Origin of the sequence: Burkholderia sp. AU38729 (assembly GCF_020419725.1) — a bacterium.
Classification (GTDB): domain Bacteria; phylum Pseudomonadota; class Gammaproteobacteria; order Burkholderiales; family Burkholderiaceae; genus Burkholderia.
In genome coordinates, this window is the sequence record NZ_JAIZQO010000005.1 from 12,501 (window position 1) to 32,021 (window position 19,521).

Consider the following 19,521-nt stretch of genomic DNA (forward strand, 5'->3'; position numbering starts at 1 on the left):
GACGCCCTGAGGGGCAGCGCGCAACGCCTGCCGCGAAACGAACCTGACCTTAGCCGTGCCGCAGGCAAAAGCGCGACGCGTCGCCCGTGGCGGCATCCGGTGCCATCCCGTCGCGCGACTGCGCATCGAGCCGCCCGATCAGCTCGACGAAACTGGCGACGCTCGCCGTGCGCAGCGGGTAGTACGCGATGTGGTGGCGTTCGCAGATGCGCTTGAGCAGGTTCGTCGAATCGTGGTCGATACAGTCGACCGGGAACACCACCATCCGCGCGCCCGGGAGCGCCGCCGCCAGCAGGCCCTTGCGATCCTCGATGCCGCCGTCGTGCAGCGTCACTTCGCCGCCCGCCGTTTCGACGATCCGCTTGATCGCGCGATTCGAGCCGGGACGCCCGCCGACGTACACGAGACGCGTACCCTGAAGGATCGACAGCGGATCGGCCACGCGTTCGGCCGGATCGCCTGCTGACGCCTGCACCGCCTGTTCGATCGCGCTCGCTTCGGCGCGCAGCGTCTTCACCATCGCCATCAGCTCGTCGAGCCGCGCGCGCATCGCGCGGGCGCTCGCCTGTTCCGCGGCGATCCGCTGCTCGGCGGCCTCGCGGCGGCTCGTGTGCAGTGCGAGCCGTTCGTCGCGCGCGGCCAGCGCTTCGCGCAGTTCGTGCACTTCGTCGCGCAGGACGCTTTCCGCCGCCAGCGGCTGCGCGTTCTGGCGCGCGGCGAGGGCATCGCGTTCCTGCAGCGCCCCGTCGCGCTGCGCGCTCATTTCGTGCAGGCGCACCTGCTGCCGATCGATTTTCGCGTGCAGCGCCGCATTCTCTTCCTCCAGCGCGACCAGCCGCCGGATATCGGCGCGATTGGCCGCGCCGACCAGGTGCGACAGCATGTGCAGGTCGCCGAACGCGGCCTGGCGCACGCCCATCGTCGTGCGCGGATGCGTCATCAGCGCCCAGTACGCGGGCGGAATGTCGCCGCTCTTCAGCGCTTCCTTCCAGCGTGCGAGGAGTTCGTCCGCATCCTTCGCGCTGTCGAACGCGCGGATCGCGCCGGCGTAGCGCTCGTCGAGCGCCTTGTGCAACGCCTTCGCGCCGGCCGTGCCGTCGATGGCGAGTTCGACGGCCGCGTGATGGATTTCGAGGTCGGTCGCGCGCTGGCGATCGAGGTCGGTGAACTTCGGCACGAGCTTGCGCAGTTCGTGCGTGGTCAGGCAGGTGCCGATGATCGAGCAGTGCAGGTTCGCATCGAGCTCGGACAGGCGCGTGCGGCGCTTCAGCTCGGCCCGTTGCGCGCGCGACGGCGCGCAGCATGCGTCGATCCGCGTGCCGGGTGCCGCGGGCAGGGTACCGCCGGGCGTCGAAAGATCCGCCGTGCGGGCAAGGCGAAAAGGCGGAGCGTGCATGTTGACCTCTGTCCGGCCTGGTCGGGCCGGAGACGGATGCGCGAAAGATTCGCGAAATATACCACGGAATATAACGCTGGAAATTCCGGGGAAATCACGGAGCGAAGGCCGCGCGCCGCGGTCAGCAGAGCGCGGTTGAATGGTCGGTGAGTGGCAGTGCGGCGGGGGCCGGGGCCGGTGCCGGTGCCCGTGCCGGTGCTTCGGGCGAAACGGGGAGCGATGGCGGCGCGTGACGTGCCATCACGTCCTCGACGCACAGCCCGACGAACAGCACGTCGACACGCTCCAGCGCGGCGACCGCGTCGCGCAGCGCGGCCGGGGCGTTGCTGAGCGCGTCGGAAAACACGTCGTCGCGCGTGCGCCCGATGCCGCCGCGTGACCGCCGCCGGCAGCACGGTGGTCCGGGCGCCGGTCGTTTCGTCCATCGTCGGCCGACCGGTTGGATCCAAGTGCCGGCAGGGTTTTCATCAGGACATCCGGAGCGCCGCACGATCCATCATGGCGATAGCGCTATCGCAGCCAACCGCAGGAGGGCGCACCGTGACGTCCGCTTCCATTCCCACGACTGCCTTCGTGTTCGCCGGCGGCGGCAGCCTGGGTGCGATCGAGGTCGGCATGCTCCGCGAACTGGTCGCGAGCGGCGAACGGCCCGATTGCGTGATCGGCGCGTCGGCGGGCGCGATCAACGCCGCCTATTTCGCCGGCCGGCCGGATGCGGACGGCGTCGCGATGCTTGAAGCGCTGTGGTGCAGGATCCGCCGCCAGGATGTGATGCCGTTCTCGATGCGCAGCCTCATCGCGATGCTGCTGCGCAACCGGCCGCATCTGGTCGAGGCCGATGCGCTGCGCCTGCTGCTGGAAAGGAACCTGCCGTATCGCCGGATCGAGCAGGCCGCGTTGCCGCTCCATATCGTCGCGACCGACGTGCTGAGCGGCCGCGAAGTCGTGCTGTCGGCCGGCCCGGTCGTGGATGCGGTGCTGGCCAGCGCGGCGATTCCCGGCGTGTTTCCGTCGGTCAGCATCGACGGCATGGAACTCGTCGACGGCGGCGTCGCGAACAATACGCCGATCTCGGTCGCGATCGCGCTCGGCGCCAGGCGGATCGTCGTGCTGCCGGCCGGCTTCGCCTGCGCGTTGCGCGTCCCGCCGCGCAGCCCGATCGCGCATGCGACGCACGCGCTGACGCTCGTGATCGCGCGGCAGCTGGTGCGCGATCTGGAGCTATACGGGGCGCGCGCGCACATTCATGTCGTGCCGCCGCTCTGTCCGCTCGAGGTGTCGTCCTATGACTACTCGCAGTGCGCGCAACTGATCGACAAGGCCGCGGAACGCACACGCGCGTGGATCGAGGAGGGCGGGCTCGCGGTGTGTGCGATTCCGGGCCAGCTGCGCGAGCACGATCATGCTGCGGTGCATTCCCATTGATCGTTGCTCACGCACCGTCCAACCGCATGACCGACGAACGCCGGTTATCGTGCCGCCAGGGCCTCTTGTCGGAAATCGGTAAAAAAACGGCACCGTGCCGCGAGACACGGTGCCGCCAACGGCCTCGAAGGCCCCACTGGTCAGTCGATCGCGCGCATCGCGTGGCGCAGTTCCTGATAGCTGCGCAGCCCCGCCACGCCGAGTTCGCGCCCGATTCCGCTGAGGCCGAATCCGCCCCAGCACACGTGCGGGTAGATGAGCTGCGGCGCGTTGATCCACACGAGCCCCGCGCGCACGCGCTGCTGGAATTGCTTCGCGATAGCCGCATCGCGTGTCACGACGGTCGCGACGAGCCCGTAGCGCGTGTCGTTCGCGAGCGCGATCGCTTCGTCGTCGGTGCGGAACGATTTCACGCACGCGACGGGGCCGAACACTTCGTCGGTCCACAGCGGGTTGTCGGCGGCCGGCTCGGCGATCACGACGGGCGCCATGAAAAAGCCGTCGCCGCCGGCATCCGCCACGCGGCCGCTGAAGGCGACGCGTGCGCCCGCATCGATGCCTTGCTGGAGCATCGCTTCGACGCGCGTACGCTGCGCGGCCGAGATCAGCGGCCCCATCGCGACTTGCTCCGCGGCCGGCGGCGCGACGACGAGCGCGCGCACGGCCGTCTCGAACGCGGCCATGAAGCTGCGGTACACGCTGTCGTGCACGAGGATGCGTGCGGTGGCCGAGCACATCTGGCCCGCGTTCGTGAACGCGCCCGCGACCGCGAGCGACACGGCAACGTCGAGGTCGGCGTCGTCGCGCACGATCAGCGACGACTTGCCGCCGAGTTCGAGCGTCACGCGCTTCATGTCGACGGCGGCGGCCTGCATGACCTTGCGGCCGGCCGCGGTGCTGCCGGTAAACGAGATCTTGTCGATCAGCGGATGCGCGGTCAGCGCCGCGCCGACGTCGGCGCCGCCGTTCACGACGTTGACGACGCCGGCCGGCACGCCGGCTTCGGCGACGAGGTCGAGCAGCGCGTGCTCGGTGGGCGACGTGAGTTCGGACGGCTTCAGCACGACCGCGCAACCGGCCGCGAGCGCGGGCGCGAGCTTCCACGCGGTCGTGACCATCGGGAAGTTCCACGGCATGACGAGCGCCGCGACGCCGACGGAATCGTAAAAGCGCTCGGCCGTGACGGCATCGCTCGGCAGCGCGACCGGTTCGGCCGCGAACAGCGCCGGGTCCTCGCACAGCGTCGCGTAGTACGCGAACGTCGCGGCGACGTCGCCGACATCGGCCTCGGCCTCGAACGGTGGCTTGCCGCTCACCTGCATCTGCAGCGCCGCAAGACGATCGCGCGATGCTTCGACGCGCTCGGCGATCTTCGCGAGAATCTGGCCGCGCTCGGTGGGCGGCGTGTCCCGCCAGCCGGCGAACGCGTCGCGCGCGGCACGCACCGCGGCGTCGACGTGCGCGGCCGTCGCGAACTCCTGCCAGCCGATCGCGGCACCCGTCGATGCGTCGAAGATCGGCGCGCCGGGCGCGTCGGCAGGCGTGCGCACGGGCTGGCCGGCGATGTGCGCGGCGGGCAGCACGAACGTGGCGGGGGAACGGGAAAGCTCGGCGGTGGACATGAAGGTCATCCTGTCGGTCGGGTTAGCGGTAGGCGACGCCCGGCATCACGCAGAGCATCTCGAACGCGAGGTTCGCGCCGGTGAGCGCGGTGGTGCCGGTCGGATCGTACGGCGGCGCGACTTCGACGAGGTCCGCGCCGACGATGTTCAGGCCCTTCATCCCGCGCACGATCTCGAGACCCTGCTGCACGGTGAGGCCGCCGATTTCCGGCGTGCCGGTGCCGGGCGCGAACGACGGATCGAGGCCGTCGATGTCGAAGCTCAGGTAGACCGGCGTGTCGCCGACGCGTTCGCGCACCTGCGCCATCAGCGGCGCGAGCGACTGGTTCCAGCACGCTTCCGCCTGCACGACGGTGAAGCCCTGCTGGCGGCACCAGTCGAAATCGTCCGCGTGGTAGCCGGTGCCGCGCAGGCCGATCTGCGTGACCTTGTCGCATTGCAGCAGCCCGTCTTCCACCGCGCGGCGGAACGGCGTGCCGTGCGCGATCTTCTCGCCGAACATCGTGTCGTTCACGTCCGCGTGCGCGTCGACGTGCACGACGGCGACCTTGCCGTACTTTTTATGCAGCGCGCGCAGGATCGGCCACGCGATCGTGTGGTCGCCGCCGAGCGTGATCGGCCGGCAGCCGTTCGCGACGATCTCGTCGTACGCCTCCTCGATGCGGCGCACCGAGTCCTTCAGGTCGTACGGGTTGGTCGCGACGTCGCCGATGTCGGCCACCTGCAGCGAATCGAACGGCGCCGCGCGCGTGGCCATGTTGTACGGGCGCAGCAGCACGGATTCGGTGCGGATCTGGCGCGGGCCGAAGCGCGAGCCCGAGCGGTTCGACGTGCCGAGATCGAGCGGCACGCCGACGAAGCACACGTCGAGGCCGTCGGTCGTCGCGGCCTGCGGCAGCCGCATCATCGTGGCGATGCCGCCAAAGCGCGGCATCTCGTTGCCGCCCATCGGTTGATTCAGTTCGCGGGGCATGGGCCGTCTCCTTTATTTGAGGTCAAGCGATCGGCCGATGGTAGAGGAGAACACGCGCGCGAAGATTTTGAAGTCGCAACGTTTACATCGACGGGCTTCGATGCAAGTGGCGCCACCGTATCGACGCGGCGCAACCGAAAGCAGCCGCGCGGCGCGGCCGGGTGGGTCAGCGCGAGATGCCGGGCGACGCGGTGCCGTCGTGCGCGCCGGCGGAAGGGAACGCCGTGGAGGCCGAACCCCACGCGGCGAGTTCGCGCTTCGTGCGCACGCCCAGCTTCGCGAATGCGCGCTTCACGTACGACTCGGCCGACGCGACCCGCACGCCGAGGATCTCGGCCGTCTCCGGCACGGTCTTGCCGGAGAGCAGGTGCTTGCAGGTTTCGTATTCGCGCTTCGACAGCTTCACGCCGTCGGCCGCGATCCGCGCATCGAACTGCGCGAGCGGATGGACGTCGGGCGTCGGGTGCGCGACGCGCCGCACGGCCGTGGTCGACGCATGCAGTTCGAGCAGCGGGAACAGCACGTCGCTGATGCTGCGAAAGCGGTTCATCTCGGCGAGCGTGAACGGCGGGCGGTCGCGGCCGCGCTCCAGCGCGATCGAATGCTGCGAATAGCGCGTGCCGCGCGCGAGCACGCATTCGTGCCCGATACGCACGTCGTCGAACAGTCGCTGGCGGAACTCGCCGGGCGGGATCGCCGCGATGTCGCGCACCACCAGCATCGTGCCCGTCTTGCCGCGCAGCCCCGCGAACAGCGGGTCGCTGTCGAGAAAGCGCTCGTAGTAGAGCGTCATCACGTCGGAGATTTCAGTGGATTCGGTATCGATGCCGCTGCTGCCGATCCATTCGCATCGATAGCCGGTGGGCATCGAGCCGTCGACGCGAGAGCGCTCGACGTGCGCGACGTCGAGCGGCACGACTTCATTGAGCAGTTGCGTGAGGCGCGGCACGAAGTGCGGCGTGCCGACCGTCTCGATCAGTTCGCCCAGCGCCTTGAACGACACGTTGAAACGGTCGTTGTCGCGGTGGAAGGGGTTCACGTTGAGCAGCATGCGGTTCCCCGGGTGAAAAGCGGCGCGATTGTAGCGGTCACAACGAAAAACGTCAGTAAGGGGAAACACCGTCGGTTGTCCTGCCGACCCGTTTGCCCCGGAAAACACCGCTTGTCCCCCCCGGAGGGGGGCATACCGGGGCAGTGTAAATGAGTAACTTTGTCTCTGCTTTTTTCAATCAAGAGACGAAAGATTCACATGACCAAACTGATCAAGGACATCCTGCCGCTCGGCGCAGGCATCGGCGAATTCACGAAGCTCGACTTCGGGATGGATGAAAGCGACTGGCGCGCGGCGGAAGGCAAGAGCGGCAACTACATCATCGGCTGGTGGGAAGGCAAAGCCGGCTCGGTGGAGTTTCCGGAAACCGCGGCCGACGAAGCCGTGTGGCTCGTCGAGGGCCGGATCGCACTGACCGACGTCGAAGGCAACCGCAAGGAATTCGCGCCGGGCCAGGGCTACCTGCTGCCGGCCGGCTTCGCGGGCCGCTGGGAGACGATCGAGGACGCGAAGAAGTTCTACGTGCTGCTCGAGCAGTCGTGATGTCCGAAACCGCCGCCGCGGTGTCGTCGTCCGTGTGACGCGCGCCCGGCGGCGGTTTCGCTGTTCGCGTGTGATGGCTGGGATCATGGAAATGGAAGTCAAGACAAGAGAGACTGCACCGGAGCAGGCGTACGCAATGCGTGGCGCGCCGGTCGCACTGGGCGTCGAGGCGGCGCTCGCGAATACGAAGCTGTTCCCGTACTGGCTCGACAACCCGGCCGCGCCGGCCACCGAGCCGGAACTCGTCGGCGACGCGACGGCCGACCTGCTGATCGTCGGCGGCGGCTTCACGGGGCTGTGGGCGGCCGTGCAGGCGAAGGAACAGATGCCGCACCTGAACGTGGTGCTGATCGAGGCCGGCAAGGTCGCGCACGGCGCATCGGGCCGCGCGGGCGGGATTATTTCGACGTCGGTGATGCACGGGCTGCCGAATGCGGTGCGCGTGTTCCCGAACGACATCGCGCAGCTCGAGGCATTCGGCCATCACAACCTCGACGGTTTCGAGGACACGTTGAAGCGCTACGACATCGACGCCGATATCGAGTGGAACGGCGAGATGACGGTGGCGGTCGATCCCGAGCACCTCGCGCACCTGAAGGGCGACTACGACCTGCATCGCGAGTACGGCCACAACGTCGTGCTGCTGAACCGCGAGGAAACGCTCGAACAACTGAATTCGCCGCTGTTCGCGGGTGCGTTGTGGTCGCGCAATCGCAGCGGCATCGTGCACCCGGCGAAGCTCGCGTGGGGGCTGAAGCGCGCGGCGCTGACGCTCGGCGTGAAGCTCTACGAGCACACGCCGCTCGTGACCGTGAGCGACGAAGGCAGCACGGTGTTCGTGACGACGCCGAAGGGCAGCGTACGCGCACCGCGCGTGGTGTTCGGCAGCGGCACCGCGAAGGTCGGGATTCCCGACATCAACCGCCGCGTGATGCAGGTGCGCGACCATGTGCTCGCGACCGAACCGCTCACCGACGAGCAGCTCGCGCGAATCGGCTGGAAGAATCGCCAGGGCGTGTACGACACGCGCACGCAGCTCAACTATTTCCGGCTGACGAAGGACAACAACATCATCTTCGGCGGGCTGGTGAGCTATCACTTCGACGGCGACCCGGAACCGCATCAGGACGGCCAGCGCGAAACGTATTACCGGCTCGCGGAAGCGTTCTATCGCACGTTCCCGCAACTGTGCGACGTGCGTTTCTCGCACGCGTGGGGTGGCCCGATCGACTACTGCTCGCGCGGCTCGGTATTCGCGAAGCGCTACCTCGGCGACAAGGCCGTGTTCGTCGCCGGCTATACGGGCTTCGGCGTCGCGGCGAGCCGGTTCGGCGCGTTCATGGGGCTGAACATCCTGTTCGATCGCGACAGCCCCGAGCGCAAGCTCGACATCGCGAACCAGAGCCCGAGCTATATCCCGCCCGAGCCGGTGCGCTGGGTCGCCGCGAAGATCACGTTCCATGCGTTCGACGGCGCGGATGCGGAAGGCGGCTGGAAGCGCGCGTGGATCAGCGGCATCAAGGCGATGGGCTTCCCGATGTAAGCGACGACGGGGCGGCCCTACGGGGCGCCCCGTCATGGCGGCACAACAAAAACGATCCCCAGAGGACACGGTCCGCGCCGCGGACACGGAGAGAGACACCAGATGAATGTAGTCAACCTGCAGGATGAAGCGCGACAGGAAAGCGCGTTGTTCGTCGTCGTGATGCTGCTGCTCGGCATGCTCGGGCCGACGGTCTTCCTCGGCCTGCCCGCGATCGTCGGGCAGGTCGAGCGTCATTGGGGCTTCGGCGAAGCGGCGCTCGGGCTGTCGAGCTTCATCGAGGTGCTCGGCGAATCGACGGGCACGCTGCTCGTCGCATTCGTGCTCGGCCGCCAGCCGGTGCGGTGGGTGCTCGCGGGCGCGGTGACGCTCGCGGCCGGCGCGAACCTCGGCACGCTCGCGACGCACGGGCTGGTGGCGTATTCGGCGTTGCAGTTCATCGCGGGCGTCGGCTCGGGCGGGCTGAACGGCATCGCGCTGCGCTACCTGTCGTATTCGCGCGCGCCGGAACGCAATCTCGGGATCATGCTGATGGGGCAGGTGACGTGGAGCATGGTGCTGCTCGCGACCATCTTCCCGATGCTGAGCGACACCTGGGGCGCGCACGGCGTGTTCGGTTTCGTCGCGTGCGTGCTCGGCATGTTCGTGCTCGCGACGCCGCTGTTTCGCCGCGGCGAGACGCTGGCCGCACCGGCGCCGGAAGGCGTGGCCGGCCGCATCGACCGCAAGGGCGCGATGCTCGTGCTGTGCGCGCAGCTCGCGCTGTACGGCGGCGTCGGCGTCGTGTGGACCTTCCTCGAGAAGATCGGCACCGCGGCCGGCCTGAGCGGCCAGTCGGTGTCGCTCGTGCTCGGCGCCGCGAACGTCGCGAGCCTGGTGATCTGTGCGGCGATGCCGAAGCTCGGCGCGGGCGCGGGCCTGCGCCGCTGGGCGCTCGTGAACCTCGGCGGCTGCGCGGTCGCGGCCGTGCTGCTCGCGCTGCCGGCCTCGGCCGTGACGTTCACGCTCGGCGCGATCGTCTTCATCGGCTGCTGGACCGGCGGCGCGCTGCTGATCTACGCGACGATTCCGCAGTACGACCTGGTCGGCAAGTCGGCCGCGTTGTCGCCGGGTTGCGTCGCGCTCGGCTATGGCGTCGGCTCGGTCGCGGGCGGCTCGCTGATCGAGCGCGCGGGCACGCAGTCGGCGCTGATCGCGGCGATCGTGCTGTGCGCGGTGGCGTTCCTCTGCTACCGGCGGCTGCGGCCGGCCGTGTTCGGCATGGAACGCGCGCTCGCGGTGGCATCTGAATGACGGTGGCGACGCGCGCCGCTGCCGATGGCGGCGCGCGTCCGGTTCGGTTCATCGGCGCAGGCGGCGAGCGTGACGTGCGAGGCGCGTCGAGCCAGCCGGCCGGGTAACGCGCACACGCGCAGCGGCTTGAAGCATGTTCTCGAATACTTCCGATCTCGATCTCCGGCTCATCCGGGTCTTTCTGGCCGTCGTCGACGCACGCGGCATCACGGCCGCCGAGGCGTCGCTCGGCGTGCGGCAGTCGACCATCAGCACGCAGCTGTCGGCGCTCGAAGCGCGCGTCGGCTTCAAGCTGTGCGATCGCGGGCGCGGCGGCTTTCGCCTGACGTCGAAGGGCGAGCGCTTCGCGGCCACCGCGCGCACGCTCGTCGCGGCCACCTCCGAATTCGTCGCGCGGGTGCGCGACATCGACCGCAAGCTGGTCGGCACGCTGTCGATCGGCCTGATCGGCCAGGCGCCGCTCGTCGAGAACGCTCGCGTGGCCGACGCGATCGGCGCGTTCCGCAAGCGCGACCAGGCGGTCACGTTCGCGATGAAGGTCGCGTCGCCGCAGGAGCTCGAGGAAAGCCTCGTCAACAACCAGCTCGATCTCGCGATCGGCTATTTCTGGCATCGCGTGCCGGGGCTGCTCTACACGCCGCTGTTCACCGAGCAGCAGGTGATCTACTGCGGGCGCGGGCATCCGCTGTTCCATGCATCGCGGCCCGTGACCGCGGACGACCTGCAACTGCACGACTGGGTCTGGCGCACCTATCCGGTGCCGGAGGAGCAGTACCCGCTGCCCGAGCGGCGCGTGACCGCGAGCGCGGACAGCATCGAGGCCGCGACGATCCTGATCCTGTCGGGCGGCCATCTCGGCTACCTGCCCGCGCATTATGCGGAGCCGTTCGAGCAGCGCGGGCTCGTGAAGGCGGTGGGCCGCGCGACGTTCAGCTTCGACGTGCCGCTGCATCTCGCGATGAAGCGCAGCGCGAGCGACAAGCCGATCGTCGACGCGTTCTGCGAGGACCTGCTGCGCGCGTTCAACATCAAGGCGGCCGCGCTGGCCGCTTAGGGCCACGCACGCCGCGCGTTCAGCAGTCGACCAGCACCCAGTCGAACAGTTCGCGGCGCGTGCGCACGCCGAGCTTCGCGAACGCGCGTTTCACGTACGACTCGGCCGTCGACAGCTTCACGTCGAGCTGCTGCGCGGCCTCGGGCACCGAGCGCCCGCACAGCATCAGCCGGCAGATCTCGTGCTCGCGGCGCGACAACTGCACGTCCTGCCGTTCCAGGCGCGCGTCGAAGCTCGCCTGCGATGCGGTATTCACCGTCCCCGACGCCACGCGCCGCGCCGCGCAGCTACGCGCATGCAGTTCGAACATCGGGAACAGCAGGTCGACCATCTGCCGGAAGTGGAACAGCTCGTCCATCGTGAACGCGGGCCGGCCGACGGTGCGCGCCAGCCCGAGTGCGTATTGCAGATGCGCGTTGCCGTGCACGAGCATGCATTCCTGCTCGATGCCGGGTTCGTCGAAGATCCGGCGGCGGAACTCGCCGTGCGCGATCCCTTCCACGTGGCGCTGCACCAGCAGCGTGCCGGCCTTGCCGCGCAGCGGCGCGACCAGCGGATCGATCTGGCAGTAGTCCTGGTAATAGACATCCATCACGCGCAGCGTGTCGGCCGCGAAGCGCAGGCTGCCGCTGCCGATCCATTCGACGACGAAACCCGACGTGCTGCCCGTATCCGCGCGCCAGCGTTCGAGGTGCACGGCGTCGGCGTCGATGCTGTCGTTGACGAACTCCGTCACCGCACCGACGAAATCCGGCGTGCCGACCGCGCGCAACGTCGCGCCGAGCGTATCGGGGCGCACACCGATCAGGTAGTGGCCGCGGGCGGACGGGTCGGGCTGGAGAAGTCGCATGGTCGGGCGTGGGCGGTCAGGGGACAGTGCGACGTTACGCGAACGATATACGCGCGTCAGCCGGGAATTCACCGAATCAACCCGACCAATTTCGTGCGTTGTCCCCAAAACGATGACAAGACCGTGCCCGCGACGGCCGGAATTCGTCCAAGCCCCGGCGGCGGGGGGGCATACCGCCGTGAATCGTCTGCCTATAGTGAAAGCACTTCGAAAACCTGATCAACAGAAAGGACAGGCCATGCAGATGCAACCGACGCCCGCCGCCGTCAAGGATTCGGCACCGGCGGATTTCGTTCTTACCAACGCGAAGGTCTACACCGTCGATCCGCACAAACCTTGGGCACAGGCGGTTGCCGTGCGTGACGGCCGAATCGTCCATGTCGGCGACACGGCGGCCGTGCAGGCGTACGTCGGCGCGGAGACGAAGGTCGTCGACGCGGCCGGCCGGCTCGTGCTGCCGGGCTTCGTCGAATCGCACTGGCACTTCGAGACGACCGCGTTCGCATTCCAGGCGTTCGTGAACGACGAGGATCCGCAGAAGGTGCTTGCCGCGCTGCGCGCGTACGTCGAATCGCATCCGCACGAGCCGGCGATCACCGGGATGGGCTGGGTGCAGGCGACGATTCCGCCGGCGCTGCTGCGCAAGGAGACGCTCGACGCGATCTGCGCGGATCGCCCCGTGTGCCTGTTATCGACCGATTTCCATTCGATGTGGGTGAACTCGAAGGCGCTGGAGATCGCCGGGATCGATGCGTCGACGCCGCCGGTGCAGGAAGGCGCGAGCTGGTTCGAGAAGGATGCGGTGACCGGTGAGCCGACCGGCCTGATCGTCGACGGCGCCGCGTATTCGTTGCTGATGCAACGGATCAGCGCGGCCGGCCTGCTGCCGACCGGCATCGACCTGTACCTGAAGTCGATCCCGCCGTGGCAGAAGAAGCTGTGCGCGGCCGGCGTGACGACCGTGTTCGACGCGGGCTTCTTCGACGCGAGCGGCGACCAGTCGCTGCTGTACGAGACGCTGCAGACGATGGAGCGCGCGGGCGACCTGAAGCTGCGCGTGGTGGGCAGCGTCGCGGTGATCGGCGAGATCGACGATCCGGTCGGCACGCTCGTCAAATATCGCGAGCAGTACGATTCGCCGCTCGTGAAGGCGCGCGCATTGAAGCTGTTCCTCGACGGCACGGAAGCGAACCACACCGCGTACCTGCTCGAGCCGTACGCGGACCGCCCCGACACCTGCGGCGCGCCGACGATGCCGGCCGACACGTTCAACCGCTACCTGGTCGAAGCCGATCGCGTGAACGCGAACGTGATGGTCCACTGCGTCGGCGATGCGGCGGTGCGGATGGCCCTCGACGGCTTCGACGCGGTCAACCGTACGAACCCGCCGCGCGACCGCCGCCACGTGATCACGCATGCATTCCTCACGCATCCGGACGACATCCCGCGCTTCCGCCGCGCGGGCGTGATGGCGAACACGCAGCTGCAGTGGGGCGTGGTCGACGCGTACACCGAGCAACTGCGCGACCACTACGGCCATGAGCGCTGGAGCAACATGTACAAGTTCCGCACGTTCCTCGACGAGGGCGTGACGGTGTCGATCGGCATGGACGGCCTCGCGTGCCAGTGCCGCTGCCAGCACAAGCCGCTCGAGCACATCGAGTCGGGCCATACGCGTCAGCTTGCGGGCGAGCCCGATGCGCCGGTGTTCCCGGACATCGCCGAGCGCCTGAGCATTCCGCAACTGATCGCCGCGCACACGATCCACGGTGCGTACCAGCTCGGGATGGAGCACGAGGTCGGCTCGCTCACGCCCGGCAAGCGCGCGGATCTCGTCGTGCTGGAACACGACCTGTTCGAGGTCGGCCAGTACGACATCGGGCGCATCGACGTCGCGCTGACGATGATGGACGGCCGCGTCACGCACGTGGGCGAGGACTTCGGCGTGCGCACGGGCGTGCAGGCATCCTGAGCGGTTTTCGGTTTTTGATTGGCGTGACGAAGCGGCGAAGGAAGCTTTCAATTCGCTTCCTGGTCGGGGCGCTCGGGGCCTCCGCCCGGAACCGGGTGCCCCGATTGTGCGGCGTGTCCCCCTAACGGCAGGGCAGACCGGCCAATTTCCTCTGGCTACATTTTTCCGGACCGAGGCACACACCGTTCATCGCGAGCGGATCATGATATCGACGGAGGAAACCATGGCAGGGGATTGGAGCAAGCATCTGAAAGCGGCATGCGCGGCGCTCGCGCTGGGCGGCGCGCTGTGGGCCGGCGCGCCGGTGGCGCACGCGGCGGACGTCGTCAACGTGTACAACTGGGGCAACTCGATCGGCAAGGCGACGATCGCGAACTTCGAGAAGGCGACCGGCATCAAGGTCGTCTACCAGGAGTTCGATTCGAACGAGACGCTGCAGGCGAAGCTGCTGTCGGGCACGTCGGGGTATGACGTCGTCGTGCCGTCCGACATCTTCTGGGCGCGGCAGCTGCAGGCCGGCATCTACCGCAAGATCGACAAGAGCCAGGTGCCGAACTACGGGCTGCTCGATCCGGACATCATGAAGGTGCTCGCGAAGGACGATCCGGGCAACCAGTTCGGCATTCCGTGGACGTGGGGCACCGACGGGCTCGGGATGAACGTCGAGAAGGTGAAGGCCGCGCTCGGCAACGACGCGCCGCTCGACAGCTGGGCGCTGCTGTTCGACCCGAAGTACGCGCAGAAGCTGAAGCACTGCGGCATCTCGGTGCTCGATTCGCCGGTCGATGCGTTCGGGATGGCGTTCGTGTACCTGAAGAAGGATCCGAACACGACTAACCCGGCCGACTACCAGGCCGCATACGAGCTGCTGAAGACGGTGCGGCCGTACATCACGCAGTTCAATTCGAGCAGCTACATCAACGACCTCGCGGGCGGCGACATCTGCCTCGCGCTCGGCTGGTCGGGCGACGTGAACTCCGCGCGGATCGCGGCCGCTTCCGCGAAGAAGCCGTATCACATCAAGTACGTGATCCCGACCGAGGGCAGCGCGATGTGGTTCGACATGATGGCGGTGCCGAAGGATGCGCCGCATCCGGACGCCGCGCTGAAGTTCGTCAACTTCGTGCTGTCGGAGAAGGAGAGCGCGAACCTGACCAACGACACGTCGTACCCGTCGGCCGTGTCGTCGTCGAAGCACCTGGTGCGCGCCGACGTGACGAGCGATCCGGCCGTGTTCCCGCCCGCCGACGTGATCCGCAAGCTGAGCCTCAGCAAGCCGGTGCCGCCTGAGCTGATGCGTCTGCAGAACCGTCTCTGGACGAAGCTGAAGACCGAGTAAGCCGGCCGCCGCTTCTCCCCACTCCCGACTACCTTTCGCGCGCCCCGCCGCTCATCGCGGCGGGCGGGGGCGCGCGCGTCCCGACGACCACCCACACCATGAAAATCACACACATGACGGCGCTGTGCCTGCTGGCGTTCGAAGCCGCCGCGGCATTCGCGCACACGCCGCAGGCGACCGACGCGAGCCGGATGAAGGCGCTGCAGGCGCAGGTCACCGCGCTGCAGCAGCAGGTGAACGAGCTGCGCGCGAGCATGCTGGCCGCGAAGCCGGCCGGCGCGGCAACGACCGCTAATGCCGCCTCGGGCGGCGCGACGATCGGCTCGATCAACACGGCGGCCGCCGCTGCACCGGCCGCCGATGCGGCGCCGGCGTTCACGAACGACGACCTGCAGCAGATGCGCGAGCAGATCGCGAACGCGTCGCTGAAGGTCGACTCGCTGCAGGAAGCGGCGACCACCGGCCCGCTTGCGGGCCTGAGCATCACCGGCTACGTCGATCCCGTGTACCTGTTCAACCGCGCGCAGCGCACGTCCGGCTTCCAGTTCCTGAACCACGACCCGGGCGCGTACGACTACTTCAACAGCACGATCGGCGACGTCTACCTCGACATCAAGAAGACCTTCGGCGTCGGCCCGATGGCGCCGGCGGCGGAGGTCGTCATCCAGCCGAACCGCGGCTTCGGCAACGTGTTCAGCAACGCGCACGGCGGTGTCGGCAACAACATCATCACGCAGGCGGTGGTCACCGTGCCGCTCAGCACGACGCGTACCTTCGAGATCGGGATGATGCCGAGCCTCGCCGGCTACGAGGTGCAGCCGTCGACGCAGATGCTCACGCTCACGCACGGGCTGCTGTACGACTTCAGCGAGCCGGGCAACCTGATCGGCATCGGGTTGAAGGGCTCCAACGCGGCGATGACGCGCTTCTGGCAGGTCGTGATCGGCAACGAGGTGCTGCGCACCGCCGGCGCGATCGCGAATGCGGCGAACAACACGACGAAGACCAACTGGACGCCGACGATCACCGCGCGCTTCGACAACGCGACGTCGACCGCCTTCGACTTCGGCATTTCCGGGATGCTCGGCCGGCAGTCGCTGTTCTCGCCGTGCGCGCAGGCGGGCGGCTACGGCTACCAGTGCAACGGTTCGTCGCCGACCGGCCTCTACAAATACGTGGAAGCCGACGTGACCTATACGCACGACAAGACGCAGGTCAACGCACAGGTGGACTACGGCGAACTGCAGAAGGGCGCATGGAACGGCGGCACCGCGCGCTGGTATGGGATGTCGCTGCTCGGCCACACGAAGTGGACGACGTCGTGGGTCGGCCGCATGGGCGCGACGCTGCGCTTCGACTACCTGAACAACACGTCGAACGGTGGCGGCGGTACGAACATCCAGTACGGGCTCGCGGGCGGCAATCCGTCGGTGAACGGATCGAGCGGCTTCGGCATCGATCCGGCGTGCTTCCAGGGTTCGTCGACGAACGGCACCGAGTGCAAGGGCGCGCAGCGTTATGCGATCACGGCCGACCTGCTGTTCTATCCGACGCAGCAGATCACCGTGAAGCTCGAATACCGCCACGACGCGGCGAACCATCCGGTGTTCCTGAAGAGCAACGGCACGTACGCGCGCAGCAACGACCTGGCCGGGATGCAATTCATCTATTCGTTCTGACCCGCTGCACGATGTATCACGCTCTCCGGGCCTTACAGGCCCGGAACGCATTCAACCGAGGAGATTTGATCTTGAAGCTGCACACCTTCGTGACCGACATCACCGATCCGCGCGAGCGCGGCCGCCTGATCGGCGAGCGCTTCGCACCGGCGATCCGCGAGACGGTCGCGCTGTATCTCGCGTTTTTCCCGAAGCTCGGCATCGCGCCGCAGCGCGCGCGGGAGATCGGCGAAGCGAGTCTCGCCACGCTCGGCGCGTGGTGCCCGCGCCTCGCCGCCGAAGTCGAGGCGATCGCCGACGGCGTCGACCTGCCGCGCTGGCAGCTCGCATGCCTGAACGCACGCACCGAGATTCTCGCCACCGCACCCGCATCGGCCGAAGGCGAGTGCTCGACGACCGTTTACGCACCGGCCGGCCCGCACGCACCGCGCACACTGCAGACGTGGGACTGGCACGACAGCCTCGCGCCGCAGGGCTTGCTGATGCAGATCGCGACGCCCTACGGCCGTACCGTCAAGCTGTTCTCCGAATTCGGGATGCTGGCGAAGCTCGGCGTGAACAGCGCGGGGCTCGGGCTGCACTTCAACATCCTGCATCACGCGAGCGACAACGACAGCGCCGGCGTGCCCGTGCATGCGATCGCGCGGCGCATGCTCGAAGACGCGACGACGGTGCAGGAGGCGATCGACATCGCGCGCACCGCACGCGTGAGCGCGTCGACGGTGCTGACCGTGTTCACGCGGCACGACGCGAACCCGCGGGCGGCGAGCATCGAGCTGAGCCCGTCGGGTGTGGGCGTGGTGGTCCCGCGTCCGGACGGCTGGCTGCTGCATACGAACCACTTCCTCGATTGCGCGTTGAGCGGTGGCGAGTGCATGCCCGACAGCTCGACCACGCGCGAGCGTTTTGCGCACCTGAATGACGTCGTGAACGGGATGACGAGCGCCGATGTGCGCGAGCGCGCGGCGGCGATGTGCGGGGCGGCCGGCGATCAGGCCGTCGTGTGCTTCCATCCGGACCTGTCGATGCCCGACACCGAGCGCTGGGAAACGCTGCTGACCGTCGGCATCGATACCGATGCATGCGCGCTCGACTACGTGGCGGGCAATCCGAACGACCTCGCGCGGGATGGGGCTCTGCGGTTCTGACGTGATGCACGACGCACGACGCACGACGCGCGGCTAATGGTAGCGGTAGCGGTAAGGCCGGGCGGCACGCGCGTGCCGCCCTCGTGACGCTCATGCGTCGATGCGCTCGACCTTGCCGACGAGCAGCGCGTAAGACAGGCTTCCGGCTAGCGCCATCGCGGCGATGTAGGTGATCGCGCGCGAGAAGTCGGCCCCGTCGACCAGCAGCCCGATCACGATCGGCGTCGCGATCGCGGACAGGTTGCCGATCAGGTTGAACACGCCGCCCGTGAGGCCGATCAGCCGCGCGGGCGCGAGCCCCGACACGAGCGACCACGTGATCGACGCGAAGCCGTTGCCGAAGAACGCGATCGTCATGAACGCGATCACCCAGCCGGTCGACGTGACGTAGTTCGCGCCGATGATGCAGGTCGAGATCAGCAGCCCCGAGATGATCGGCAGCTTGCGCGCGAAGCCCTGCGATGCGCCGCGACGCATCAGCCAGTCCGACAGCACGCCCGAGCACAGCACGCCGACGAACGCGGCGAGGAACGGCAGCGACGCGAGGAAGCCCGATTTAATGAAGTCCATTCCGCGGTACTTGACGAGGTAGGTCGGGAACCACGTGAGGAAGAACCACAGCGTCGAGTTCAGCGCGAACTGGCCGAGATAGATGCCCCACAGCTTGCGCCGGCCGAGCACGACGCCGAGGTCGCGCCACGTCGACGGCGCGCGTTCGGTGCGTGCCGCGACGCGGTCCTCGAGATCGACGAGCCCGCCGCCGTCGCGGATCAGCGCGATCTCGGCCGCGTTGACGCCACGAAACGCGCGCGGCTCGCGATACACCGCATACCAGATCGCGGCCCACACGATGCCCGCGAGGCCGGTTGCGACGAACACCATGTGCCAGCCGAGATGCACCTGCAGCCACGCGAGCACCGGCGTGAGGAACGCGAGGCCGACGAACTGGCCTGACGTGTAGCTGCCGATCGCGCTTGCGCGTTCGCGGGTCGGGAACCAGGTCGTCACGACGCGATTGTTGATCGGATAGGCCGGCGCCTCGAGCGCGCCGACCGCGAGGCGCAGCACGATCAGCCCGACGAACGAGCCCGAGAAGCCGAGCAGCAGCGTCGCGGCCGACCACAGCGCGAGCGCACCCGCATACAGCACGCGCGGCGACACCTTGTCGACGAGCCAGCCGCCCGGGACCTGCATCAGCGCGTAGGTCCAGCCGAACGCGGAGAACACGAGGCCCGCGCGCACCGGATCGATGTTCAGTTCCTTGAACAGCGCGGGCGCGGCGATCGACAGGTTGCTGCGGTCGAGATAGTTGATCACGACGGTGACGAACAGCAACGCGAGGATCAGCAGCCGCTTGCGGCTCGGCGGTGTGGCTTGCGCCGCGGCTGTGCGGATGGCGGAATCGGATGCGATGTCGGCGCGCGCGGGCGGTTGTTCCGGTGGGTGGGCGTGGGTGCGCGACGCGGATTGGGCCACGGTTGTCTCCTGTGTTCTGTGCCCGGCCGTCGCCCGCGAGCGGGGCGGCCGAATCGAATGGCATTGGGGCGAACGTTAGAGCCGTGGAACGACGTGCGTCAACATCTGGGCAGGCATCCCTAATAATGGGACGTGGTGCGCTCAATATGTGGGAATG

16 protein-coding genes are annotated in these 19,521 nt (G+C 68.1%); 9 read left to right on the forward strand and 7 right to left on the reverse strand.

Features of this window, described 5'->3' with window-relative positions:
• Nucleotides 1–49: 49 nt before the first annotated feature.
• Together LGM56_RS14540 and LGM56_RS14545 are read right to left on the reverse strand one after the other, a co-directional pair.
• Entirely contained in the window at nt 50–1,396 is a 1,347-nt protein-coding gene (locus LGM56_RS14540) for a DUF2325 domain-containing protein (protein ID WP_226205325.1), read from the reverse strand.
• A 121-nt stretch (nt 1,397–1,517) separates the two neighbouring features.
• Entirely contained in the window at nt 1,518–1,742 is a 225-nt protein-coding gene (locus tag LGM56_RS14545; RefSeq protein WP_226205326.1) for a hypothetical protein, read from the reverse strand.
• A gap of 152 nt (nt 1,743–1,894) precedes the next feature.
• Between LGM56_RS14545 and LGM56_RS14550 the strand changes: the two genes are divergently transcribed.
• Nucleotides 1,895–2,821 (forward strand): patatin-like phospholipase family protein, encoded by a 927-nt coding sequence (locus LGM56_RS14550; protein ID WP_226205327.1) that lies wholly within the window; start codon nt 1,895–1,897, stop codon nt 2,819–2,821.
• A 140-nt stretch (nt 2,822–2,961) separates the two neighbouring features.
• Here LGM56_RS14550 and LGM56_RS14555 read toward each other — a convergent pair whose 3' ends face one another.
• The 3 genes from LGM56_RS14555 to LGM56_RS14565 all read right to left on the reverse strand — a co-directional run bounded on the left by LGM56_RS14555 (nt 2,962) and on the right by LGM56_RS14565 (nt 6,467).
• Nucleotides 2,962–4,443 carry an aldehyde dehydrogenase family protein gene (locus tag LGM56_RS14555; RefSeq protein WP_226205328.1) on the reverse strand — a complete coding sequence of 494 codons (1,482 nt, stop codon included), beginning with the start codon at nt 4,441–4,443 and terminating at the stop codon, nt 2,962–2,964.
• A gap of 22 nt (nt 4,444–4,465) precedes the next feature.
• On the reverse strand, nt 4,466–5,416 hold the full coding sequence (gene speB / locus LGM56_RS14560) for an agmatinase (protein ID WP_089497830.1): 951 nt from the start codon (nt 5,414–5,416) through the stop codon (nt 4,466–4,468).
• 166 nt (nt 5,417–5,582) lie between these two features.
• The gene (locus LGM56_RS14565) at nt 5,583–6,467 is read right to left on the reverse strand and encodes a helix-turn-helix transcriptional regulator (protein WP_226205329.1); all 885 of its coding nucleotides are present in this window, start codon (nt 6,465–6,467) and stop codon (nt 5,583–5,585) included.
• Between the two features lie 198 nt (nt 6,468–6,665).
• Here LGM56_RS14565 and LGM56_RS14570 point away from each other — a divergent pair, with 198 nt between their 5' ends.
• From LGM56_RS14570 to LGM56_RS14585, 4 genes are all read left to right on the forward strand, one after another.
• The gene (locus LGM56_RS14570; RefSeq protein WP_124581457.1) at nt 6,666–7,010 is read left to right on the forward strand and encodes a cupin domain-containing protein; all 345 of its coding nucleotides are present in this window, start codon (nt 6,666–6,668) and stop codon (nt 7,008–7,010) included.
• 85 nt (nt 7,011–7,095) lie between these two features.
• Nucleotides 7,096–8,553 carry an NAD(P)/FAD-dependent oxidoreductase gene (locus LGM56_RS14575; protein WP_226205330.1) on the forward strand — a complete coding sequence of 486 codons (1,458 nt, stop codon included), beginning with the start codon at nt 7,096–7,098 and terminating at the stop codon, nt 8,551–8,553.
• Nucleotides 8,554–8,655: 102 nt separating this feature from the next.
• Nucleotides 8,656–9,846, forward strand: a complete 1,191-nt coding sequence (locus LGM56_RS14580) for an MFS transporter (protein WP_226205331.1) — start codon at nt 8,656–8,658, stop codon at nt 9,844–9,846.
• Between the two features lie 133 nt (nt 9,847–9,979).
• Nucleotides 9,980–10,900 carry a LysR family transcriptional regulator gene (locus LGM56_RS14585; RefSeq protein ID WP_069250655.1) on the forward strand — a complete coding sequence of 307 codons (921 nt, stop codon included), beginning with the start codon at nt 9,980–9,982 and terminating at the stop codon, nt 10,898–10,900.
• Nucleotides 10,901–10,919: 19 nt separating this feature from the next.
• Here the strand turns inward: LGM56_RS14585 and LGM56_RS14590 are convergent, their stop codons facing one another.
• Nucleotides 10,920–11,750 carry a helix-turn-helix transcriptional regulator gene (locus tag LGM56_RS14590; RefSeq protein WP_089443446.1) on the reverse strand — a complete coding sequence of 277 codons (831 nt, stop codon included), beginning with the start codon at nt 11,748–11,750 and terminating at the stop codon, nt 10,920–10,922.
• Nucleotides 11,751–11,988: 238 nt separating this feature from the next.
• Here LGM56_RS14590 and LGM56_RS14595 point away from each other — a divergent pair, with 238 nt between their 5' ends.
• From LGM56_RS14595 to LGM56_RS14610, 4 genes are all read left to right on the forward strand, one after another.
• Entirely contained in the window at nt 11,989–13,722 is a 1,734-nt protein-coding gene (locus LGM56_RS14595) for an amidohydrolase (protein ID WP_226205332.1), read from the forward strand.
• Between the two features lie 223 nt (nt 13,723–13,945).
• Nucleotides 13,946–15,061 carry a polyamine ABC transporter substrate-binding protein gene (locus tag LGM56_RS14600; protein ID WP_226205333.1) on the forward strand — a complete coding sequence of 372 codons (1,116 nt, stop codon included), beginning with the start codon at nt 13,946–13,948 and terminating at the stop codon, nt 15,059–15,061.
• Nucleotides 15,062–15,159: 98 nt separating this feature from the next.
• Nucleotides 15,160–16,740 (forward strand): DUF3138 family protein, encoded by a 1,581-nt coding sequence (locus tag LGM56_RS14605; protein ID WP_226205334.1) that lies wholly within the window; start codon nt 15,160–15,162, stop codon nt 16,738–16,740.
• 71 nt (nt 16,741–16,811) lie between these two features.
• Nucleotides 16,812–17,888 carry a C45 family autoproteolytic acyltransferase/hydolase gene (locus LGM56_RS14610; protein ID WP_226205335.1) on the forward strand — a complete coding sequence of 359 codons (1,077 nt, stop codon included), beginning with the start codon at nt 16,812–16,814 and terminating at the stop codon, nt 17,886–17,888.
• Between the two features lie 90 nt (nt 17,889–17,978).
• Here LGM56_RS14610 and LGM56_RS14615 read toward each other — a convergent pair whose 3' ends face one another.
• Nucleotides 17,979–19,364, reverse strand: coding sequence for an MFS transporter (locus LGM56_RS14615; protein WP_226205336.1), 1,386 nt, complete (start codon nt 19,362–19,364; stop codon nt 17,979–17,981).
• Nucleotides 19,365–19,521 lie beyond the last annotated feature (157 nt).

What these genes read in the sequence shown, in the direction of transcription:
- LGM56_RS14540 (WP_226205325.1), bottom strand. Translation starts at nt 1,396, where the DNA reads ATGCACGCTCCGCCTTTTCGCCTTGCCCGCACGGCGGATCTTTCGACG.
- LGM56_RS14550 (WP_226205327.1), top strand. Translation starts at nt 1,895, where the DNA reads ATGGCGATAGCGCTATCGCAGCCAACCGCAGGAGGGCGCACCGTGACG.
- LGM56_RS14555 (WP_226205328.1), bottom strand. Translation starts at nt 4,443, where the DNA reads ATGTCCACCGCCGAGCTTTCCCGTTCCCCCGCCACGTTCGTGCTGCCC.
- speB (WP_089497830.1), bottom strand. Translation starts at nt 5,416, where the DNA reads ATGCCCCGCGAACTGAATCAACCGATGGGCGGCAACGAGATGCCGCGC.
- LGM56_RS14565 (WP_226205329.1), bottom strand. Translation starts at nt 6,467, where the DNA reads ATGCTGCTCAACGTGAACCCCTTCCACCGCGACAACGACCGTTTCAAC.
- LGM56_RS14570 (WP_124581457.1), top strand. Translation starts at nt 6,666, where the DNA reads ATGACCAAACTGATCAAGGACATCCTGCCGCTCGGCGCAGGCATCGGC.
- LGM56_RS14575 (WP_226205330.1), top strand. Translation starts at nt 7,096, where the DNA reads ATGGAAATGGAAGTCAAGACAAGAGAGACTGCACCGGAGCAGGCGTAC.
- LGM56_RS14580 (WP_226205331.1), top strand. Translation starts at nt 8,656, where the DNA reads ATGAATGTAGTCAACCTGCAGGATGAAGCGCGACAGGAAAGCGCGTTG.
- LGM56_RS14585 (WP_069250655.1), top strand. Translation starts at nt 9,980, where the DNA reads ATGTTCTCGAATACTTCCGATCTCGATCTCCGGCTCATCCGGGTCTTT.
- LGM56_RS14590 (WP_089443446.1), bottom strand. Translation starts at nt 11,750, where the DNA reads ATGCGACTTCTCCAGCCCGACCCGTCCGCCCGCGGCCACTACCTGATC.
- LGM56_RS14595 (WP_226205332.1), top strand. Translation starts at nt 11,989, where the DNA reads ATGCAGATGCAACCGACGCCCGCCGCCGTCAAGGATTCGGCACCGGCG.
- LGM56_RS14600 (WP_226205333.1), top strand. Translation starts at nt 13,946, where the DNA reads ATGGCAGGGGATTGGAGCAAGCATCTGAAAGCGGCATGCGCGGCGCTC.
- LGM56_RS14605 (WP_226205334.1), top strand. Translation starts at nt 15,160, where the DNA reads ATGAAAATCACACACATGACGGCGCTGTGCCTGCTGGCGTTCGAAGCC.